Here is a 16,892-nt window from a genome sequence, read left to right on the forward strand (position 1 = left end):
TCAGGGCTGCAGCAGGCGGTCAATGATGCCGGTGCCAAACCACATCACCAAGAAGCCGGCACCTGCCAGGAAGGGGCCAAACGGCATATAGCCGCCTTCACGCAGGCTGGAAAAGACCTTGAGGCCGATTCCAATCACCGCCCCGACCACGGAAGAGAACAACGCAATCGGAATGAGGGCTTGCCAGCCAAACCAGGCACCCAACGCGGCCAATAGCTTGAAGTCACCATACCCCATGCCTTCCTTGCCGGTCAGCAGCTTGAAGGCCCAGTAGATGCTCCACAGCGACAGGTAACCTGCGGCCGCACCATAGAGCGAATCCTTGAGTGGTACTGGAATCCAGCCCAGCGCGCTGCACAGCAATCCGGCCCACAGCAGCGGCAAGGTCAGGTCGTCAGGCAGCAGGGTCGTGTCCCAGTCGATCAGGGATGCGGTGAGCAGCATGGACGAGAAAAAACACCATGCTGCGCCAGTGGCGGTCAGTCCCCAGCGGTGGATGCAATAGGCCCACAGCAATCCGTTGGCCAATTCCACCAGCGGGTACCGTACCGAGATGCCTGTTTTGCACTGGCTGCATTTGCCGCGCAGGAACAGCCAACTGACGATGGGAATATTCTCAAACCAGCGGATCTGGTGCTTGCAGTGTGGGCAGCGCGAAGCAGGGGTGCAGAGATTGAAGTGGTCAGCACCTGCTTCGTCCTCCACGCCAGGGGCTTCTACATCTCCCGCCAAAAGCGCCTGCGCATCCCGCTTCCAGTGCCGCTCCAGCATCATCGGCAATCGATGGATCACCACGTTCAAAAAACTGCCTACCAGCAAACCCAGCAGCGCAAACAAGGCCACGTACAAGGAACTTTCCGACACGCTTACACCACCTGGCCGAGCTTGAAGATGGGCAGATACATCGATACCACGATGCCGCCGATGATTGTGCCCAGGAACACGATGATGATGGGCTCCATCAGGCTGGACAGGCCGGCAACGGCCTCGTCAACCTCGGCTTCGTAGAAGTCTGCAGCCTTGCCCAGCATATGGTCGATGGAGCCGGACTCCTCACCAATGGCGCACATCTGGATGACCATTGACGGAAACACATTGGCATCGGCCATGGCCACGGTCAGGCTGGTACCCGTGGAGACTTCCTGCTGGATCTTTTCGGTAGCGACAGCAAATACCGAGTTGCCGGAGGCGCCGCCCACGGAGTCCAGGGCTTCCACCAGTGGAACGCCTGCCGCAAACATGGTTGACAGCGTGCGGGTCCAGCGCGCCACGCAGGATTTTTCAATCAATGGGCCAAAAATGGGCACGCGCAGCAGCCAGCGGTCCATGAAACGCTGCATCTTCTCGCTGCGCCTCCAGGCCTGGAAGAAGAAGTACACGGCACCGCCAATGCCAAAGAAGATCAAATACCAGTACTTGACGAAAAAGTCGCTGATGCCCATCACGATCAGCGTCGGGCCCGGCAAATCGGCGCCAAAGGAGGTGAACACTTCCTTGAAGGCCGGAATCACGAAGATCATGATCACGGCCACCACCACGAACGCAACGATGATCACCGCGGAGGGATACATGAGGGCCGAGCGGATCTTGCTCTTGATCGCCTCGGTCTTTTCCATGTAGGTGGCCAGACGATCCAGCAGGCTCTCCAGAATACCGGCGGCTTCCCCGGCTTCCACCAGATTGCAGTACAGGGCATTGAATTGCATCGGATGGCGGCGGAAGGCGGTGCTGAGCGATGAACCCGATTCCACATCGCTGCGGATGTCATTGAGCAGTTTGGTTACGCTGGCGTTGGTGCTGCCACGGCCCACAATGTCAAAGGCCTGCAGCAATGGCACGCCCGCCTTCATCATGGTCGCCAACTGGCGGGTGAAGAGTGCAATATCCTTGGGCTTGATCTTCTTGCCCGAGCGCATGCGGCGCTTCTTGATCTTGGACGGCAAAATACCCTGGCGTCGCAAGGAAGCGACCACCTGGTTCTCGCCGCCGGCGCGGGTTTCGCCGCGCACGATCTTGCCGTTGCGGTCTTTACCCTCCCACTCGTAAACGGCTTCGTTCGATGTTTTCTTGTTGACGGTTGTTGCCATTTCTCCCTGCCCTCATTGCTTTATTCGTTGGTGACGGCCAGAACCTCTTCCAGCGAGGTCAATCCCTTTTTGACTTTGTGAAGACCAGACTGGCGCAGGGAGCGTACGCCCTCCACCTCGGCCTGTTCCGCGATTTCCAGTGCGCTGCCGTCGCGCAGGATGATGCGCTGAATTTCTTCGGAGACGGGCATCACCTGGTAGATGCCGACCCGCCCCTTGTAGCCATTGTTGCAGGCGTCGCATCCGACGGCCTCATAGGGCATCCAGGTGCCATCCAGATCCTCGTCGGTAAATCCGGCTTCCAGCAGATTCTCGTGCGGAATTTCCGTTGGTCGCTTGCAGTTGGGGCACAGGCGCCGCGCCAGGCGCTGAGCGGTGATCAGGATCACGCTGGACGCGATGTTGAACGGCGCAATGCCCATGTTGCGCATGCGAGTGAGCGTGGTGGGGGCGTCGTTGGTGTGCAGCGTTGATAGCACCAGGTGACCGGTCTGCGCGGCTTTTATGGCGATATCGGCCGTTTCCAGATCACGGATTTCACCCACCATGATGATGTCGGGATCCTGCCGCAGAAACGCCTTGAGGGCTGTCGCAAAGGTCAGGCCCGCCTTTTCATTGACGTTGACCTGGTTGACGCCCGGAAGGTTGATTTCCGAAGGGTCTTCTGCCGTGGCGATGTTGACTGCTGGCGTATTCAGGATATTGAGGCAGGTATAGAGCGACACGGTCTTGCCCGAGCCAGTCGGCCCCGTCACCAAGATCATGCCGTAGGGGCGCTTGATCGCGTCCAGCAGTCGCTCCTTCTCAACGGGCTCATAGCCAAGGGCATCAATGCCCAGCTTGGCGCTGCTCGGGTCCAGAATACGGATCACGATCTTCTCGCCAAACAGCGTTGGCAAGGTGCTCACACGGAAGTCGATCACCCGGTCTGCACCGATCTTCAGCTTCATGCGGCCGTCCTGCGGCACTCGCTTTTCGGAGATGTCCAGGCGCGAAATGACCTTGATGCGGGAGGCGAGCTTGTCCTTGATGCCTGTCGGCGGCGATGCAATCTCGCGCAGCTCGCCGTCGATACGGTAGCGAATGCGGTAGTTGTGCTCGTAGGGCTCAAAATGCAGGTCGGATGCGCGCATATTGAATGCATCGATCAGCATCTTCTGCAGGAATTTGACGATGGGCGCATCCTCGACGTCCATCTCATCGTTGGCGCTCTTGTCGGTCGAGTCTGTATCGTCCGAAATCTCAAACTCATTGAGATTGACATCGCCAACCAAGTCGTTGAGGTTGTCTCCTGTTTGCTTGGCGACCGATTCGAGCAGCTTGGTTACCTTGGCGTGCTCGGCAACCACCCAATCCACGCTGAGCTGCGTGCTGAACTTGATCTGCTCCGCCACGGAGTGGTCGGTGGGGTCTGCAGTGGCTACCACCAGGCGATTGCCGCGTTTGGCGAGTGCGACGATCTTGTTGGCGGATGCCAGTTTGGCATCCAGAAGCCCGCTGGGCAGCCGGTCTGCGTCGACGGCGTCGAGATCGATCAGCGGGACGCTGTAGACGGCAGAAATGATGGCGGCCACATCAATGCCCGAAACAGCGCCGCTGGCAACCAGTTCTCCAATGAAGCTGTTTTTGCTCTTGATACTGCTGGCATACAAAGCCTCGGCCTTGGCCAGCGGAAGCTTGCCGCTGGCGACCAAGGCGCGGGCGATGCCCGGCAGTGCAATGGATGGTGCTGGAGAAATTGTGGTGTTGTCAGCCATGTAATCGGTTACGCCTATCGTAGATAGCCTCTCTGCGTATTCCGGAAACTGTAGCAGTTGTTTGGAGATTTAACAAAAAAAGCCCGGCTCTCCTCGCCTGTCTGCAGTGGATGTACGACAGTTGGCCTTCATTGACCAAGCCATGGGGGCCTTGGTCATTCTTACACCCGGCGCGTGAGCAGTTGCGAAGCCAGGCCGCGCAGGGCTTCGGTGAATGTGTTCTGGGGGAGATGATCCAGGCAGTCGATGGCTTCCTGGGCCTGCTGACCTGCCGCAGCGCGGGTGGCATCCAGCGCGCCGGTGGCTTTGACCAGCTGCACGATTTCAGCCATATGCGGGGTGGCGCCTGTTTCAATGGCGTTCACAATCAATTGACGATCTGCCGCTGTTGCGCGTTGCATGGCGATGATCAGGGGCAGGGTGACCTTGCCTTCGCGAAGGTCGTCGCCGATGTTCTTGCCCATCACTTCGGTGTCGCCGTCATAGTCCAGCGCATCATCGATCACCTGGAACGCGGTGCCCAGCGCGCGACCATAGCTGGCGCAGGCGGTCTCCACGGCCGCGTCCGAGCCCGCCAGCACGGCGGCAAGACGCGCGCTGGCTTCGAATAGCTTGGCGGTCTTGGAGCGGATGACGGTCAGGTAGCCTGCCTCATCCAGATCCACATTGTGGGTGTTGATGAGCTGCTGCACTTCACCTTCGGCGATGATGTTCGTTGCTTCCGAGAGAATCTGCATGACCTGCATGCTGTCGGCATCCACCATCATCTGGAAGGCGCGCGAATGCAGAAAGTCGCCGACCAGCACGCTGGCTGCATTGCCAAAGCTCTCGTTGGCCGTCGGTTTGCCGCGTCGCATGGTTGATTCGTCAACTACATCATCGTGCAGCAAGGTGGCGGTGTGGATGAATTCCACCACAGCTGCGAGATTGAAGCGCTGCTCGCCCTTGTAGCCCAGTGCGCCGGCCACCATCAGCAGCAACGCAGGCCGCAACCGCTTGCCGCCTGCCGAGATGATGTAGTGCGCGATCTCTCCAATCAGTGGAACCGAGGAGCTCAGCCGGTGGGCAATGACGGCGTCCACCTGACGCATGTCGTCGGCGACCAGGCTGAGAGGATGGGGCTGAGTGGTGGTGTTGGACTCGGACAAGGCGGCTATCTCGGTATTTTTATGGATGCAGCATTATAGAAACCGTGGCAGCAATCCTGGTGCACTTGCCCCGGTGCCAGCCCTGGTGATGTGCTCTTTACATGCGCCAGAAGACTGGGGGGAGAGTACTGCTTGCAGCTTTTCGAGGGGCGTGATACAATCTTCGGCTCTTGCGAAATTTCTTTGCAAGCTATCCCCTTTTAGAGGTTCATATGTACGCGGTCATAAAAACCGGTGGCAAGCAATATCGCGTTGCTTCCGGCGAAAAAATCAAGGTAGAACAGATTGCTGCGGACGTAGGCCAAGAAATCGTGATCGATCAGGTCCTGGCAGTCGGCGACGGCGCAGAACTGAAGATCGGCACGCCCTTGGTGTCCGGTGCAACGGTTAAGGCTACGGTGGTAGCCCATGGTAAGCACGACAAGGTGCGCATTTTCAAGATGCGTCGTCGTAAGCACTATCAGAAGCGTCAAGGCCATCGCCAGCAGTTCACCGAACTGCAAATCGGTGCAATTGCTGCTTAATGTTGGCAGCTTAACAGGAGCTATATCTCATGGCACAGAAAAAAGGCGGCGGCTCTACGCGAAATGGACGTGATTCCAAGCCAAAAATGCTGGGTGTGAAGGCTTTCGGTGGTCAATTGATCAGCGCAGGTTCCATCATCGTTCGCCAGCGCGGCACCAAGTTCCATCCCGGCACCAATGTCGGCCTGGGCAAGGATCACACCTTGTTTGCTCTGGTCGATGGCCACGTGACCTTCGAAACCAAGGGCGCTCTGTCCAAGCACACGGTGAGCATCACCAAGGCTGCTTAAGACAAACAAGTGTCTCCCGGGCTTCGGCCCTGGTCAAAGCCCCGCTGGTGCGGGGCTTTGGTGTTTTTGGGCCATGCCGCTGTTGCTGTGGATGCGACAATAGCGGTTTTGGCAGCGCTGCAGCCGGGTACCCCGGCAAGGTGCAGCAGACAAATCCCGTATTCCCGGTATCGGGGCGGGTGGATGACGACCATGAAATTCGTAGATGAAGCGTTTATTGACATTGCAGCTGGCGATGGTGGCAATGGCTGTGTGTCGTTCCGCCACGAAAAATACAAGGAATTCGGCGGCCCCGATGGGGGCGATGGCGGCCGTGGTGGCCACGTGTACGCACTGGCCGATGTCAACCTCAACACCCTGATCGACTACCGCTACTCGCGCCGCCATGATGCGGAGCGGGGCGAGCACGGCAAGGGATCGGACATGTTTGGTGCAGCGGGCAAGGACATCACCTTGCACATGCCGGTGGGCACCATCATCACCGACGCTGAAACCGGTGAGGTGCTTTTTGAACTGCTCAACCCCGGCGAGGTGATCACCATTGCCAAGGGCGGTGACGGCGGCTTTGGCAACCTGCGCTTCAAGAGCGCCATCAACCGTGCCCCCCGCCAGAAAACCCCTGGCTGGAAAGGTGAGCGCCGCAACCTGAAGCTGGAGCTGAAGGTGCTGGCAGACGTGGGTTTGCTGGGTATGCCCAATGCGGGCAAATCCACCTTCATCTCGGCGGTATCCAACGCACGCCCCAAGATTGCCGACTACCCGTTCACCACCCTGCACCCCAACCTGGGCGTGGTGCGCGTGGGGCCCGAGAAGAGCTTTGTCGTGGCCGATATTCCGGGCCTGATCGAAGGCGCTTCCGACGGTGCGGGCCTCGGTCACCAGTTTCTGCGCCACCTGCAGCGCACACGCTTGCTGCTGCATATCGTTGATCTGGCGCCGTTCGACGAGGGCGTGGATCCCGTTGCGCAAGCCAAGGCGATCGTGGCAGAGTTGAAGAAATACGACGAAGAACTCTACAGCAAGCCGCGCTGGCTGGTGCTCAACAAGCTGGACATGATTCCGGTCGAGGAACGTGCCGCCAAGGTCAAGGATTTCGTCAAGCGCTACAAATGGAAGGGCCCGGTGTACGAAATCTCGGCCTTGACGCGTGAAGGCTGCGAGCCGTTGATCAAGGAAATCTTCCAGTTCGTGCACAGCATGCAAAAGGCAGAGCAGGAGCCGCAAGAGGTGGATCCGCGCTTTGTGGCAGGTGCTGAGCTGGAGCAGCCCAGTTATTCGGACGATCCGCGTTTTTCGTCGCCCGATTGAGCGGCGGCCGCTGCATCCCTAGGTTACTCATTTATTGATAGCTGCTTGCGCTTGCCAGGCGGGCGCAAACGCCAGAAAAAGCAAAAAATGGCATCGAATGTTCTGCGCGACGCACGTCGCATCGTGGTCAAAGTCGGCTCCAGTCTGGTTACCAACGAAGGCAAGGGCCTGGATGAAGGTGCCATCACCGAATGGAGCCGCCAGCTTGCGGCCCTGGTGCATGGCGATGACGGCATCAAGCGCGAAGTCATCATGGTTTCCAGCGGCGCCGTTGCCGAGGGCATGAAGCGCCTGGGCTGGCACCAGCGCCCCAAGGAGATCCATGAGCTGCAGGCCGCTGCCGCCGTCGGCCAGATGGGCCTGGTGCAGATGTACGAAACCAAGCTGCGCGAACAGAACCTGGGCAGTGCCCAGGTGCTGCTGACGCACGCCGATCTGGCAGACCGCGAGCGCTACCTGAATGCGCGTGTCACGCTCCTGACCTTGCTGCAACTGGGCGTGGTGCCGGTGATCAATGAGAACGACACCGTGGTCAACGACGAAATCAAGTTTGGCGACAACGACACCCTGGGTGCGCTGGTGGCCAACCTGGTGGAAGCCGATGCACTGGTGATCCTGACGGACCAGAAGGGCCTCTACACCGCCGATCCACGCAAGAACCCCGACGCCCAGTTCGTGCACGAGGCGCAGGCGGGCGATCTGAAGCTGGAGGCCATGGCGGGCGGCGCCGGCTCCGGCATCGGCAAGGGTGGCATGCTGACCAAGATTCTGGCGGCCAAGCGGGCGGCCGGCTCGGGCGCATCGACCGTCATTGCCTGGGGGCGGGAGCCGAACGCGCTGCTGCGCCTGGTGGCGGGTGAGGCGATTGGCACCTTGCTGGTGGCCGATACCCACAAGAACCAGGCACGCAAGCAGTGGATGATGGACCACCTGCAGATGCATGGCTATGTGACGGTGGATGCTGGCGCCGCGCAAAAGCTTCGCGGCGAAGGCAAGAGCCTGCTGCCCATCGGCATGGTCAGCGTGCATGGCGAGTTCTCGCGCGGCGAAGTGATCGGCGTGCGCGACCCCGAAGGCATCGAGCTGGCGCGGGGCCTTGCCAACTATGGCAGCACGGAGGCGCGCCGCCTGTGCCGCAAGCCGTCCGGCGAATTCGAGCAACTGCTGGGCTACACGGGCGAACCTGAAATGCTGCACCGTGACAACATGGTGCTGACCGGGCACTGAAACCTGGATGGAATGGGCTGCTGGTGCTTGGCAGTAGGGCACAGGCAGCTATCAAAACAAAAGCGCCCGAGTGGGCGCTTTGTTTTTCAGGGGGGGAATTCACGCAGGTCATGCCTTGCCAGAAGGCGGGTTGCTGCGGGTGGCATTGGCCGGATCGGGGTCGAAGCTGGCGCCCGGGGGCAGCTCCATCTCCTGCATCATGCGCAGCGGCGAGTGGTAGCTGACCGTGGTGGTGGTCACGGTCACCTGCAGCGTCTCCGTCACGGCCTGCGCGGGAAGCGCTGCCGGGTACTGCTCGCCATGCTCATGGTCGCGCTGGCGCGCATTGCTGCGCAGGTAGCGGTTGCGGGCGTCCTGGCGGGGCACATAGCGCGACAGCTCGGTCAGTGCCATCTCGTACACGCCGCGCTTGAATTCCACCACCACATCAAGCGGCACCCAGTAATCGTTCCAGCGCCAGGCATCGAACTCGGGGTGGTTGGTGGCACGCAGATTCAGGTCCCAATCGTTGCCGGTTAACTGGAGCAAAAACCATATTTGCTTTTGTCCGCGATAATAGCCTCTTGCATCGCGTCGAATGAAGCGCTCGGGCACCTCGTATCGCAACCAGTCACGCGTTCTAGCCACAATACGGACATGCTCTGGTCGCAAGCCCACTTCTTCATGCAGCTCTCGAAACATCGCCTGCTCGGGGGTTTCTCCACGGTCGATACCGCCCTGCGGAAACTGCCAGCTGTGGGTGCGGATGCGCTTGCCCCAAAACACCTGATTGCGCTGGTTGAGCAGGATGATGCCGACGTTTGGCCTAAAGCCATCTCGGTCCAGCATAATCTAACCCCAATTTTTTAAACTGTGTCCATTATGCCTGCGCCTTGAAGCCATCTTCAAGCGGGCAACTACTAGGTCCATTGTCATAGACTATGAAAGCTTCGCAATTTCTCATCTCGACCCTGAAAGAAGCGCCTGCGGACGCTGAAATCGTCAGCCACCAGCTGATGACCCGCGCCGGCATGATCAAAAAGCTCGGTGCCGGCATCTACAACTACATGCCAATGGGCCTGCGTGTGATCCGCAAGGTCGAAGCCATCGTGCGCGAAGAGATGAACCGTGCAGGCGCCATCGAAGTGTCCATGCCCGTGGTGCAACCGGCAGAGCTGTGGCAGGAAACGGGCCGGTTCGAGAAGATGGGCCCCGAGTTGCTGCGCATTCAGGACCGCCACGAGCGCGATTTTGTCATCCAGCCCACCAGCGAAGAGGTGGTGACCGACATAGCCCGCCAGGAGTTCAAAAGCTACAAGCAGCTGCCCAAGAACCTCTACCAGATCCAGACCAAGTTCCGCGACGAGCGTCGCCCCCGCTTTGGCCTGATGCGTGGCCGCGAGTTCATCATGAAGGACGCCTACTCCTTCGACAAGGACCGCGATGCCGCCCAGATCAGCTACCAGACCATGCGCGCCGCTTACAGGCGCATCTTCGACCGCTTCGGTCTGCAGTACCGTGCCGTGCGTGCCGACAGCGGCGCCATCGGTGGCGACCTGAGCGAAGAATTTCAGGTGATTGCCGCCACGGGTGAAGACGCCATCGTCTACTGCCCTGACAGCGACTACGCGGCCAACATCGAAAAGGCCGAGGCTCTGGCACCTGTGCAGGCGCGCCCCGCTGCCGCCCAGGCCATGGCCAAGACCGCCACGCCCGGCAAGAGCACCTGCGCCGATGTGGCAGAGCTTTTGAAGCTGCCCCTGCAGAACACCGTCAAATCGCTGGTGCTGGCCACCGACGAGCGCAACGAGGCGGGCGACATTGTCAAAACCCAGGTCTGGCTGCTGCTGTTGCGCGGCGACCATGACATGAACGAGATCAAGGTTGGCAAGGTGCCAGGTTTGGCCGACTTCCGCTTTGCGACGGTGGCCGAGATCGAAGACCACTTTGGCTGCCAGCCTGGCTACCTGGGCCCGGTCAATCTGAAGAAGCCCGTCAAGCTGGTGGTGGACCGGGATGTGGCCGTGATGGCCGACTGGGTCTGCGGCGCCAACGAGGCCGATTACCATTTGACAGGTGTTAACTTTGGCCGCGATCTGCCTGAGCCTGAAGTGGTGGCCGACCTGCGCAATGTGGTGGCTGGCGACAAGTCGCCCGACGGCAAGGGCGAGTTGCTGATCGAGCGCGGCATCGAGATCGGCCATGTGTTCTACCTCGGCACCAAGTACTCCAAGGCGATGAAGGCGACCTTCCTGGCCGAAAACGGAAAGCCTGCCGAATTCGAGATGGGGTGCTACGGCATTGGCGTTACGCGCCTGCCAGCTGCCGCCATCGAACAGAACCATGACGAGCGCGGCATCATCTGGCCCGACGCGATTGCGCCGTTCACCGTGGTGGTCTGCCCCATCGGCATGGACCGCAGCGAAGCGGTAAAGACTGCGGCTGAAAAGCTACACGCAGACTTGTTGGCTGCGGGCGTGGATGTGATACTGGACGACCGCGGCGAGCGCCCTGGCGCCATGTTTGCCGACTGGGAGTTGATCGGCGTGCCCCACCGCGTGGTGCTGGGTGACCGCGGTTTGCAGGAAGGCATGGTGGAGTACCAGCACCGCCGAGATACCGCCGCCACCAAGGTGGCCGTGGCTGACGTGCTGGGCTTTGTCACCAGCCGTATTCAAAAATCTTAAAAAAGCGCACAAGCGCAGAGTCGTTCTGAGGGATTGTCGAGATGACGGGTTCGTCCATTGTTTCATCCGCAGGTGTATCGCGCCGCGCGGCCATGGCTTCGCTGCTGGCGGGGCCGGGCGCGTGGCTGGCTGCACCACAGGCTGCGCATGCGGGCGGTCAGCTGGAAGAGCCTTTGATCGACTCCGTGCGCTCGGCCCTCAGTGCCGCCATCAACAGTGCGGCGCCGCCTGAGCCGGTGTTCGTCTCGACCGAAGCCAAGATTCGCTACCTGCGCTGGCTTGGCTCGATGAGCGACCGCCTGCGCCGCCGTAAGCCCGATTGGGAGGTGCGCCGCGATTTCCTGCAGACCGTGTGGTACGAGGCCAAGCGTGCGCGTCTTGATGAATCGCTGGTGCTCGGACTCGTGCAGGTGGAAAGCGGTTTTCGCAAGTACGCCATGTCCAACGTGGGGGCACGCGGCTACATGCAGGTGATGCCTTTCTGGACGCGGGTGATCGGCGACGGCGATCCAGGCAAGCTGTTCCACATGCAGACCAACCTGCGTTTTGGCTGTGTCATCCTGCGCCACTACATCGACCGTGAAAACGGCGACCTGTTCATGGCCCTGGGCCGCTACAACGGCAGCCGAGGCAAGGACACCTATCCCAACCTCGTGTACGGCGCGCAGCGCCAATGGCTGTTCGAAAACAAAACGGAAGCCTGATCAGTAATTTGATTGCTCCTTGATTGATAGCTGCCTGCGTCCACTCAGTAAGCGCCAAAGCCCGAAAATACAAAAACCACCGCGAGGTGGTTTTTTATTGCTCCCCCGTTCAGGGCCGCAGCGTGAATGCCATCCTGGCGAGGCGGCTCAGTGCGTCAGGCTACCGGACCCTTGCGTGGACGGTGGCACCGGCGTGTCGGGCACCTTGTTGGGATCGACCACGGTCACCAGCACCTGGTCGACGCGGTAGCTGTCCACGTCCATCACCTCGAACTGGTACTTGCCCCAGACGACCTTGTCCGTGCGGCGGGGAATGCGGCGCAGCATCACCATCAGGAAACCCGCCAGAGTCTCATATTCTTCGGAATGCGGCAACTCGTTCAGCAGCAGGGCGCGTTCCACATCCTCGATGGGTGTGATGCCATCGATCAACCATGAGGTCTCGTCACGGCGCACGATCAGCTCTTCATCCGACGGGCCGACCAGATCGCCCATCACGGTGCTCATCACATCGTTCAGCGTGACGACGCCGACCACCAGGCTGTACTCATTGACGATGATGGCGAAGTCCTCGTGCGCCTGGCGGAACTGGGTGAGCACCTCGGCCAGCGTCAGCCTGTCGGGCACCACCAGCGCCTTGTGCACCAGCGCCTCGTCGGTCAGCTTGATGGGCTGGTTGTTCAGCACGCGCTGGAACAGATCCTTGGCATCGACATAGCCCACCACGTGGTCGATATCGCCCACGCACACCGGGTAGGTGGAAAAGGGCTCTTCGGCAATGCGGGCGCGGATGATGTCGTCGCTGTCGTCCTGGTAGAAGAAGGCGATGCGGTCGCGTTGCGTCATGGCCGAGCCCACGGTGCGCGAGTCAAGCTCGAACACATTGGCGATCACCTGCTGCTCTCCGATGGCGAGCAGGCCGGTCTTGGCGCCCACTTCGGTCAGTGCGAGGATGTCTTCGGAGGTGATGCGCTCATCTCGCACCGTGGGCAGGCCCAGGAGCTGTGTGAGACCCGTGGCCAGCCGGTTGAAGAGCCACACCAGCGGCTTGAACACTACCGTGAGCCACTGCATGGGCCGGCACACCAGCACGGCCAGGCGCTCGGGCTCGGTCATCGACAGGCGCTTGGGCAGCAGGTCGGCCAGCAGGATGAACAGCGAAGTCACCAGGGTGAACGAGGCGAGAAACCCAACGGTGGCGGCACGCTCGGCACCCAGCCAAGGCTCGGTCCATGCTGCAAAGAAAGGGGTGAGCGCTCCTTCACCGACCACGCCGCCCAAAATGGCGACTGCGTTGACGCCGATCTGCGCCACCGTGAAATATTCCCCGGGCTGCTCTTGCGTGCGGATGACAAGGGCAGCCCGCGCATCGCCATCGTCCACCATTTGCCGCAACCGCAGGCGGCGCGAAGCAGCCAGCGAAATCTCCGCTGTGGAGAAAAAGGCGCTGAGGGCAATCAGCAAGGCAATGGTGAGGAGGCTCTGCGTCACATTCATAAGCAAAAACGGTTGGAGCAGTGCAGACCGGCTGCTCGCATCTATCGGCGAAAGCGTTGGCAGGGCGTGTGGGCTCTGCCGATTCTTGAAATTTGTTCAATGGTCGCATGCCGGCCAATCGGCTGGCAAGTGCTTTCGTGAGGGCGGCGCTGCAGGCTTTGCAGGGCCGGATTGGCATGGTCGGGCTTGCCGATCTTGAAGGATGCAATGCCAAACCCCAGCCAGCTTACCGCATGCGCCTGCTGCCAGAGGCGGCAAGGCCATTGCTGGGGCGTGCGGCGCGCACAAAAAAGCCGCCCCGCGGGCGGCTTTCATCGAAAATTGATCTGTGTCAGGCTGCAGCCACCAGCTGCTGCAATTCACCCGATTCGTACATTTCCATCATGATGTCCGAGCCACCGATGAATTCGCCCTTCACATACAGCTGGGGAATGGTGGGCCACTGGCTGTAATCCTTGATGCCTTGGCGGATTTCGGGATCTTCCAGCACGTTCACGGTGGTGATGTTCCGCGCATCAACGCCGCTGGCCTTGAGGATCTGCACGGCACGGCCGGAGAAGCCGCACTGTGGAAAGCTGGCTGTTCCCTTCATGAACAGCACGATGTCATTGCCCTTGACCAGTTGGTCGATGCGTTGTTGGGTATCGCTCATGGGTTGGCTCCGTCTTGGGAGAGTGGTTTCAGTGTTGTGTGAATTAGCGCTTAGGTAAGGGCAGACCGCCCTTTATCAAGCCGGATGGAGACCATTATTTCACGGAAGTCCATTGCCCGCCGCTGGCGCGCTCGATGCCGGCAAGGTCGTTGCGGCTTTGTACCTGGGCAAAACCCCGTGCCGCGAGCAGGGCGCGTACATCGCCCGCCTGGTCCCAGCCATGCTCGATCAACAGCCACCCGCCGCTTCGCAGGTACTGTGGCGCGGTGTTTACGATATGGCGGATATCGTCCAGGCCGTCTGCGCCGCTCGTCAGGGCCTGGCGCGGCTCATGGCGCAGCGCGGGCATGTGCGGGTCGTCATCGCGGATATAGGGCGGGTTGGTGACGATGGCATCAAAGTCGCCTTGCAGCGCCGACAGCCAGTGGCTGTGGGCAAAGTGAACGGGCAATTGCAGCCGCGCCGCATTGGCCCTGGCGACCGCAATCGCGTCGAGGCTCGCATCCACCGCCCACACCTCGGCGGCGGGCCGCTCATGCTGCAGGGCCAGCGCAATGGCGCCACTGCCCGTGCCCAGGTCGGCCAAGCGCAGCTGCGGCGGGCCTTCCCCGTTGACGGGCAGCAACTCCAGTGCCCAATCCACCAGGGTTTCGGTGTCGGGGCGCGGATCCAGCACGCGCGCGTCCACTGCCAGATCCAGCCCGTAAAAGCCTTTGTGGCCGGTCAGGTAGGCCACGGGCTCGCCGTCTGCGCGGCGTTGCAGCAGCTGCTGCCACTGCGCCGCCTGCTCGGCGGTCAAGGCATCGCCATCATGGGTGATGAGCCAGGCGCGGCTGTGCGTGGGCTGGCCGCACAGGTGCAGCAGCAGCATCTGCGCATCGATACGCGCGATGCCTTGGGCAGCTGCCTGGGCCAGCGCCTGCGCAACCGTCATGGAAGTGGGTGCATTCATTTCTATGTTTTTGATAGCAATCTGCGCTTGCTAGTTGCGCACAGACTGCACAAAAGGCCTGGATTGCAGGATCAGGATACGATCACCGGTCACGGCCCATTCGATGTCCTGCGTGCGGGCGCCAAAGCGCGCTTCGATCGCCGCACCTGCATCTGCCAGGCGTTGCACCAGCGCGTCCGTCAGCACCTGGCGCTGTGCCACTGCCACTTCCTGCACGCCGCCGCCGGGCGCAAGGCGCAGTTCGGTGTCTTCGGCAGAGCGGCTGAGCACCTGCACGGCGCGGCTGCGGCGCGAGTACAGCACCTGCTCGGCCACGCGGCGGCCCTCCACCACGCGGATGCCGATGCCGCGCTTGGCAGCAATGAAAACGCTGTGAGGCGTGCCACCCAGCGGGTCGCGCGTCACCATCACACCCGAGGCGTCAGAATCCACGGCCTTTTGCACCAGCACCGCCATGGCGACGGCGTCCTGCGCAATGCCTGCGGCGCGGCGTGCCTCCCAGGCCTCGAAATTGAAGACCGAGGCCCATACCTTGCGCACGGCATCCTGCAGTGCGGCTTCGCCTTTTACGTTGGGCACGGTGGTGTAGAGGCCCGCACCGCTGAAGCCGGGCAGATCTTCCGAACTGGATGAGCTGCGCACGAACACGCCTGCTGCCTGCAACTGGCTGGCCCAGCGTGCTTGCAGATTTTGGGTGAGAGAGGCGTCCAGCGACATCTGCTCGATCTCGGCACGCAGCGCTGCCAAAGCTGTGCGGCGTACGGCGGCATCGCTGTCAAAGCCGGGTTGCTGCTGCATGCGTGCCATTTTTTCTGCCAGGCCAAAGCGCTGCATGGCACTGGTGTAGCTGCCAAAGGGCACGCAAAAGCCGTCAGGAACACTGATGCCTGCGATGGCGGCATGCAGCACCTCGCCCAGATTGGCGGCCTTGGCCCCGCATTGGCTGCGATTTTGCGCGCGCAGTGCGGCCAGCGGCTGCAGGGCGGTCGTTCGCGTGTCCTTGTGGATGCTGGCGCCCGCAACGCTGCGCTTGAGCGCCGATTTCTGGATGGCGTTCTCGCGCTCGTCGGCCGTTGCGGCACGCAGCTGGTAGTCCTTGGCGCCTACGGTCAACTGTACCCATTGGCCGTTGTGGGCGGCCAGCACGCGGCTGGCATCGCGCACGTAGGCATTGGGTACGCCCCAGCCCCTGGCGAGCAGGTTGACGTGCGAGACCATGGTGGAGGGCTGCTCGGTCACCACGCCAGCCACAGGGGGCAAGGTGATGGGCACCTGGCGCAGCACGACGATGTCGCTGGGTTGCAGATCGCGCGCCTGGTCGATATCGTCCACCAGGCGCAGGCGGCCTACGGCCTGGCCAGGGTTCAGCGGCAAGAAGCGCTGCTGGCCGATCAGGGCGCTTTGCGTGACCGGCGCGATGCCTGCGCCCGTGGCCACCTGCTCTTGCGCGCTGGAGTTGGCCTTGAAGCGCACGGGTGCAAAAAAGCTGCCCTGCAGCCGGGCTTCGGTCTCGCGCAGCAAGGTGGCGGTCAATTGGTCGCCTTCCCAGAACTCGTACACAAAGCCATCGATCTGCGGCTGCCAGCTGAGGGTGCCCAGAATGAAGCGGCGGCCCGCGTCACGGTAGTTGCGGTTGAGCGCCTCCTTGCCGCCCGCGAGCAGGCCTTGCTCGCGCAGAAAGCGGTCGTGCAACTGAAAACGGGGGGTGTTGATGAAATACAGGCGAGGTGCCGGCCGGACCTGGCGGTCGATCACAAAGATGACATGCGGCTGGGCCAGCGGCGTGCCCGCGTTGTAGACGCGGGCGAGCTGGTCAAACTCCGCCTGGCTATGCAGCGCTGCCGCAAAAGGCTGGCTGCTGTGATTGCCCATGGCTTGCGAGGGCGTGGGCGTGCCTGCAGGCCGCGCCATCAGCTCCTGCGGCGGGGCGGTGCCAGCCGCGCGCCCGTCTTCGTACATCGATGGCTTGCGCGCCAGTTGGGCTGAGGCGGTGCTGGCAGCCAGTGCCAACGCGATACACAACGCTGAGCGTATGGCAATACCGGGGCGGTGGGTGAACATGGTGCGCCAGTCTTACGGG

At 61.4% G+C, this 16,892-nt stretch carries 15 protein-coding genes; 6 read left to right on the top strand and 9 right to left on the bottom strand.

Annotated features, from left to right (window positions below):
- The 4 genes from ACH2DG_RS08690 to ACH2DG_RS08705 all read right to left on the bottom strand — a co-directional run bounded on the left by ACH2DG_RS08690 (position 1) and on the right by ACH2DG_RS08705 (position 4,935).
- Positions 1 to 864 carry a prepilin peptidase gene (locus ACH2DG_RS08690; protein WP_395025526.1) on the bottom strand — a complete coding sequence of 288 codons (864 nt, stop codon included), beginning with the start codon at positions 862 to 864 and terminating at the stop codon, positions 1 to 3.
- A 2-nt stretch (positions 865 to 866) separates the two neighbouring features.
- On the bottom strand, positions 867 to 2,087 hold the full coding sequence (locus ACH2DG_RS08695; protein ID WP_395025527.1) for a type II secretion system F family protein: 1,221 nt from the start codon (positions 2,085 to 2,087) through the stop codon (positions 867 to 869).
- A 20-nt stretch (positions 2,088 to 2,107) separates the two neighbouring features.
- Complete coding sequence (gene pilB, locus ACH2DG_RS08700) at positions 2,108 to 3,844, bottom strand: type IV-A pilus assembly ATPase PilB (protein WP_395025529.1); 1,737 nt, start codon at positions 3,842 to 3,844, stop codon at positions 2,108 to 2,110.
- Between the two features lie 161 nt (positions 3,845 to 4,005).
- Positions 4,006 to 4,935 carry a polyprenyl synthetase family protein gene (locus ACH2DG_RS08705; protein WP_395025639.1) on the bottom strand — a complete coding sequence of 310 codons (930 nt, stop codon included), beginning with the start codon at positions 4,933 to 4,935 and terminating at the stop codon, positions 4,006 to 4,008.
- Positions 4,936 to 5,204: 269 nt separating this feature from the next.
- Here ACH2DG_RS08705 and rplU point away from each other — a divergent pair, with 269 nt between their 5' ends.
- The 4 genes from rplU to proB all read left to right on the top strand — a co-directional run bounded on the left by rplU (position 5,205) and on the right by proB (position 8,341).
- Positions 5,205 to 5,516 (top strand): 50S ribosomal protein L21, encoded by a 312-nt coding sequence (rplU, locus tag ACH2DG_RS08710; RefSeq protein ID WP_184707123.1) that lies wholly within the window; start codon positions 5,205 to 5,207, stop codon positions 5,514 to 5,516.
- Positions 5,517 to 5,545: 29 nt separating this feature from the next.
- A complete protein-coding gene (gene rpmA, locus ACH2DG_RS08715; protein ID WP_395025530.1) occupies positions 5,546 to 5,806 on the top strand; it encodes a 50S ribosomal protein L27 in 261 nt (86 codons plus the stop codon).
- A gap of 192 nt (positions 5,807 to 5,998) precedes the next feature.
- On the top strand, positions 5,999 to 7,114 hold the full coding sequence (gene cgtA, locus ACH2DG_RS08720; protein ID WP_395025532.1) for an Obg family GTPase CgtA: 1,116 nt from the start codon (positions 5,999 to 6,001) through the stop codon (positions 7,112 to 7,114).
- A gap of 87 nt (positions 7,115 to 7,201) precedes the next feature.
- A complete protein-coding gene (gene proB, locus ACH2DG_RS08725) occupies positions 7,202 to 8,341 on the top strand; it encodes a glutamate 5-kinase (protein WP_395025533.1) in 1,140 nt (379 codons plus the stop codon).
- Between the two features lie 108 nt (positions 8,342 to 8,449).
- Here proB and ACH2DG_RS08730 read toward each other — a convergent pair whose 3' ends face one another.
- Complete coding sequence (locus ACH2DG_RS08730) at positions 8,450 to 9,169, bottom strand: RNA pyrophosphohydrolase (RefSeq protein WP_395025535.1); 720 nt, start codon at positions 9,167 to 9,169, stop codon at positions 8,450 to 8,452.
- 92 nt (positions 9,170 to 9,261) lie between these two features.
- Here ACH2DG_RS08730 and ACH2DG_RS08735 point away from each other — a divergent pair, with 92 nt between their 5' ends.
- Positions 9,262 to 11,007, top strand: coding sequence for a proline--tRNA ligase (locus tag ACH2DG_RS08735; protein ID WP_224150167.1), 1,746 nt, complete (start codon positions 9,262 to 9,264; stop codon positions 11,005 to 11,007).
- A gap of 41 nt (positions 11,008 to 11,048) precedes the next feature.
- Entirely contained in the window at positions 11,049 to 11,711 is a 663-nt protein-coding gene (locus tag ACH2DG_RS08740; protein ID WP_224150166.1) for a lytic transglycosylase domain-containing protein, read from the top strand.
- Positions 11,712 to 11,858: 147 nt separating this feature from the next.
- Here the strand turns inward: ACH2DG_RS08740 and ACH2DG_RS08745 are convergent, their stop codons facing one another.
- From ACH2DG_RS08745 to ACH2DG_RS08760, 4 genes are all read right to left on the bottom strand, one after another.
- Positions 11,859 to 13,208, bottom strand: coding sequence for a hemolysin family protein (locus ACH2DG_RS08745; protein WP_395025536.1), 1,350 nt, complete (start codon positions 13,206 to 13,208; stop codon positions 11,859 to 11,861).
- Positions 13,209 to 13,539: 331 nt separating this feature from the next.
- Complete coding sequence (gene grxD / locus ACH2DG_RS08750; RefSeq protein WP_395025537.1) at positions 13,540 to 13,860, bottom strand: Grx4 family monothiol glutaredoxin; 321 nt, start codon at positions 13,858 to 13,860, stop codon at positions 13,540 to 13,542.
- 94 nt (positions 13,861 to 13,954) lie between these two features.
- On the bottom strand, positions 13,955 to 14,812 hold the full coding sequence (prmC, locus tag ACH2DG_RS08755; RefSeq protein WP_395025538.1) for a peptide chain release factor N(5)-glutamine methyltransferase: 858 nt from the start codon (positions 14,810 to 14,812) through the stop codon (positions 13,955 to 13,957).
- 30 nt (positions 14,813 to 14,842) lie between these two features.
- On the bottom strand, positions 14,843 to 16,873 hold the full coding sequence (locus tag ACH2DG_RS08760) for a PEP/pyruvate-binding domain-containing protein (RefSeq protein ID WP_395025539.1): 2,031 nt from the start codon (positions 16,871 to 16,873) through the stop codon (positions 14,843 to 14,845).
- Positions 16,874 to 16,892: the final 19 nt, after the last annotated feature.

This window comes from Comamonas odontotermitis (assembly GCF_040396735.1).
Classification (GTDB): Bacteria; Pseudomonadota; Gammaproteobacteria; order Burkholderiales; family Burkholderiaceae_C; genus Comamonas; species Comamonas odontotermitis_C.

Coding starts and splice junctions, on each gene's coding strand:
- ACH2DG_RS08735 (WP_224150167.1), top strand. CDS start 9,262: ATGAAAGCTTCGCAATTTCTCATCTCGACCCTGAAAGAAGCGCCTGCG.
- ACH2DG_RS08745 (WP_395025536.1), bottom strand. CDS start 13,208: ATGAATGTGACGCAGAGCCTCCTCACCATTGCCTTGCTGATTGCCCTC.
- ACH2DG_RS08740 (WP_224150166.1), top strand. CDS start 11,049: ATGACGGGTTCGTCCATTGTTTCATCCGCAGGTGTATCGCGCCGCGCG.
- rpmA (WP_395025530.1), top strand. CDS start 5,546: ATGGCACAGAAAAAAGGCGGCGGCTCTACGCGAAATGGACGTGATTCC.
- proB (WP_395025533.1), top strand. CDS start 7,202: ATGGCATCGAATGTTCTGCGCGACGCACGTCGCATCGTGGTCAAAGTC.
- ACH2DG_RS08760 (WP_395025539.1), bottom strand. CDS start 16,873: ATGTTCACCCACCGCCCCGGTATTGCCATACGCTCAGCGTTGTGTATC.
- ACH2DG_RS08705 (WP_395025639.1), bottom strand. CDS start 4,935: ATGCGTCAGGTGGACGCCGTCATTGCCCACCGGCTGAGCTCCTCGGTT.
- ACH2DG_RS08695 (WP_395025527.1), bottom strand. CDS start 2,087: ATGGCAACAACCGTCAACAAGAAAACATCGAACGAAGCCGTTTACGAG.
- cgtA (WP_395025532.1), top strand. CDS start 5,999: ATGAAATTCGTAGATGAAGCGTTTATTGACATTGCAGCTGGCGATGGT.
- ACH2DG_RS08730 (WP_395025535.1), bottom strand. CDS start 9,169: ATGCTGGACCGAGATGGCTTTAGGCCAAACGTCGGCATCATCCTGCTC.
- pilB (WP_395025529.1), bottom strand. CDS start 3,844: ATGGCTGACAACACCACAATTTCTCCAGCACCATCCATTGCACTGCCG.
- prmC (WP_395025538.1), bottom strand. CDS start 14,812: ATGAATGCACCCACTTCCATGACGGTTGCGCAGGCGCTGGCCCAGGCA.
- rplU (WP_184707123.1), top strand. CDS start 5,205: ATGTACGCGGTCATAAAAACCGGTGGCAAGCAATATCGCGTTGCTTCC.
- grxD (WP_395025537.1), bottom strand. CDS start 13,860: ATGAGCGATACCCAACAACGCATCGACCAACTGGTCAAGGGCAATGAC.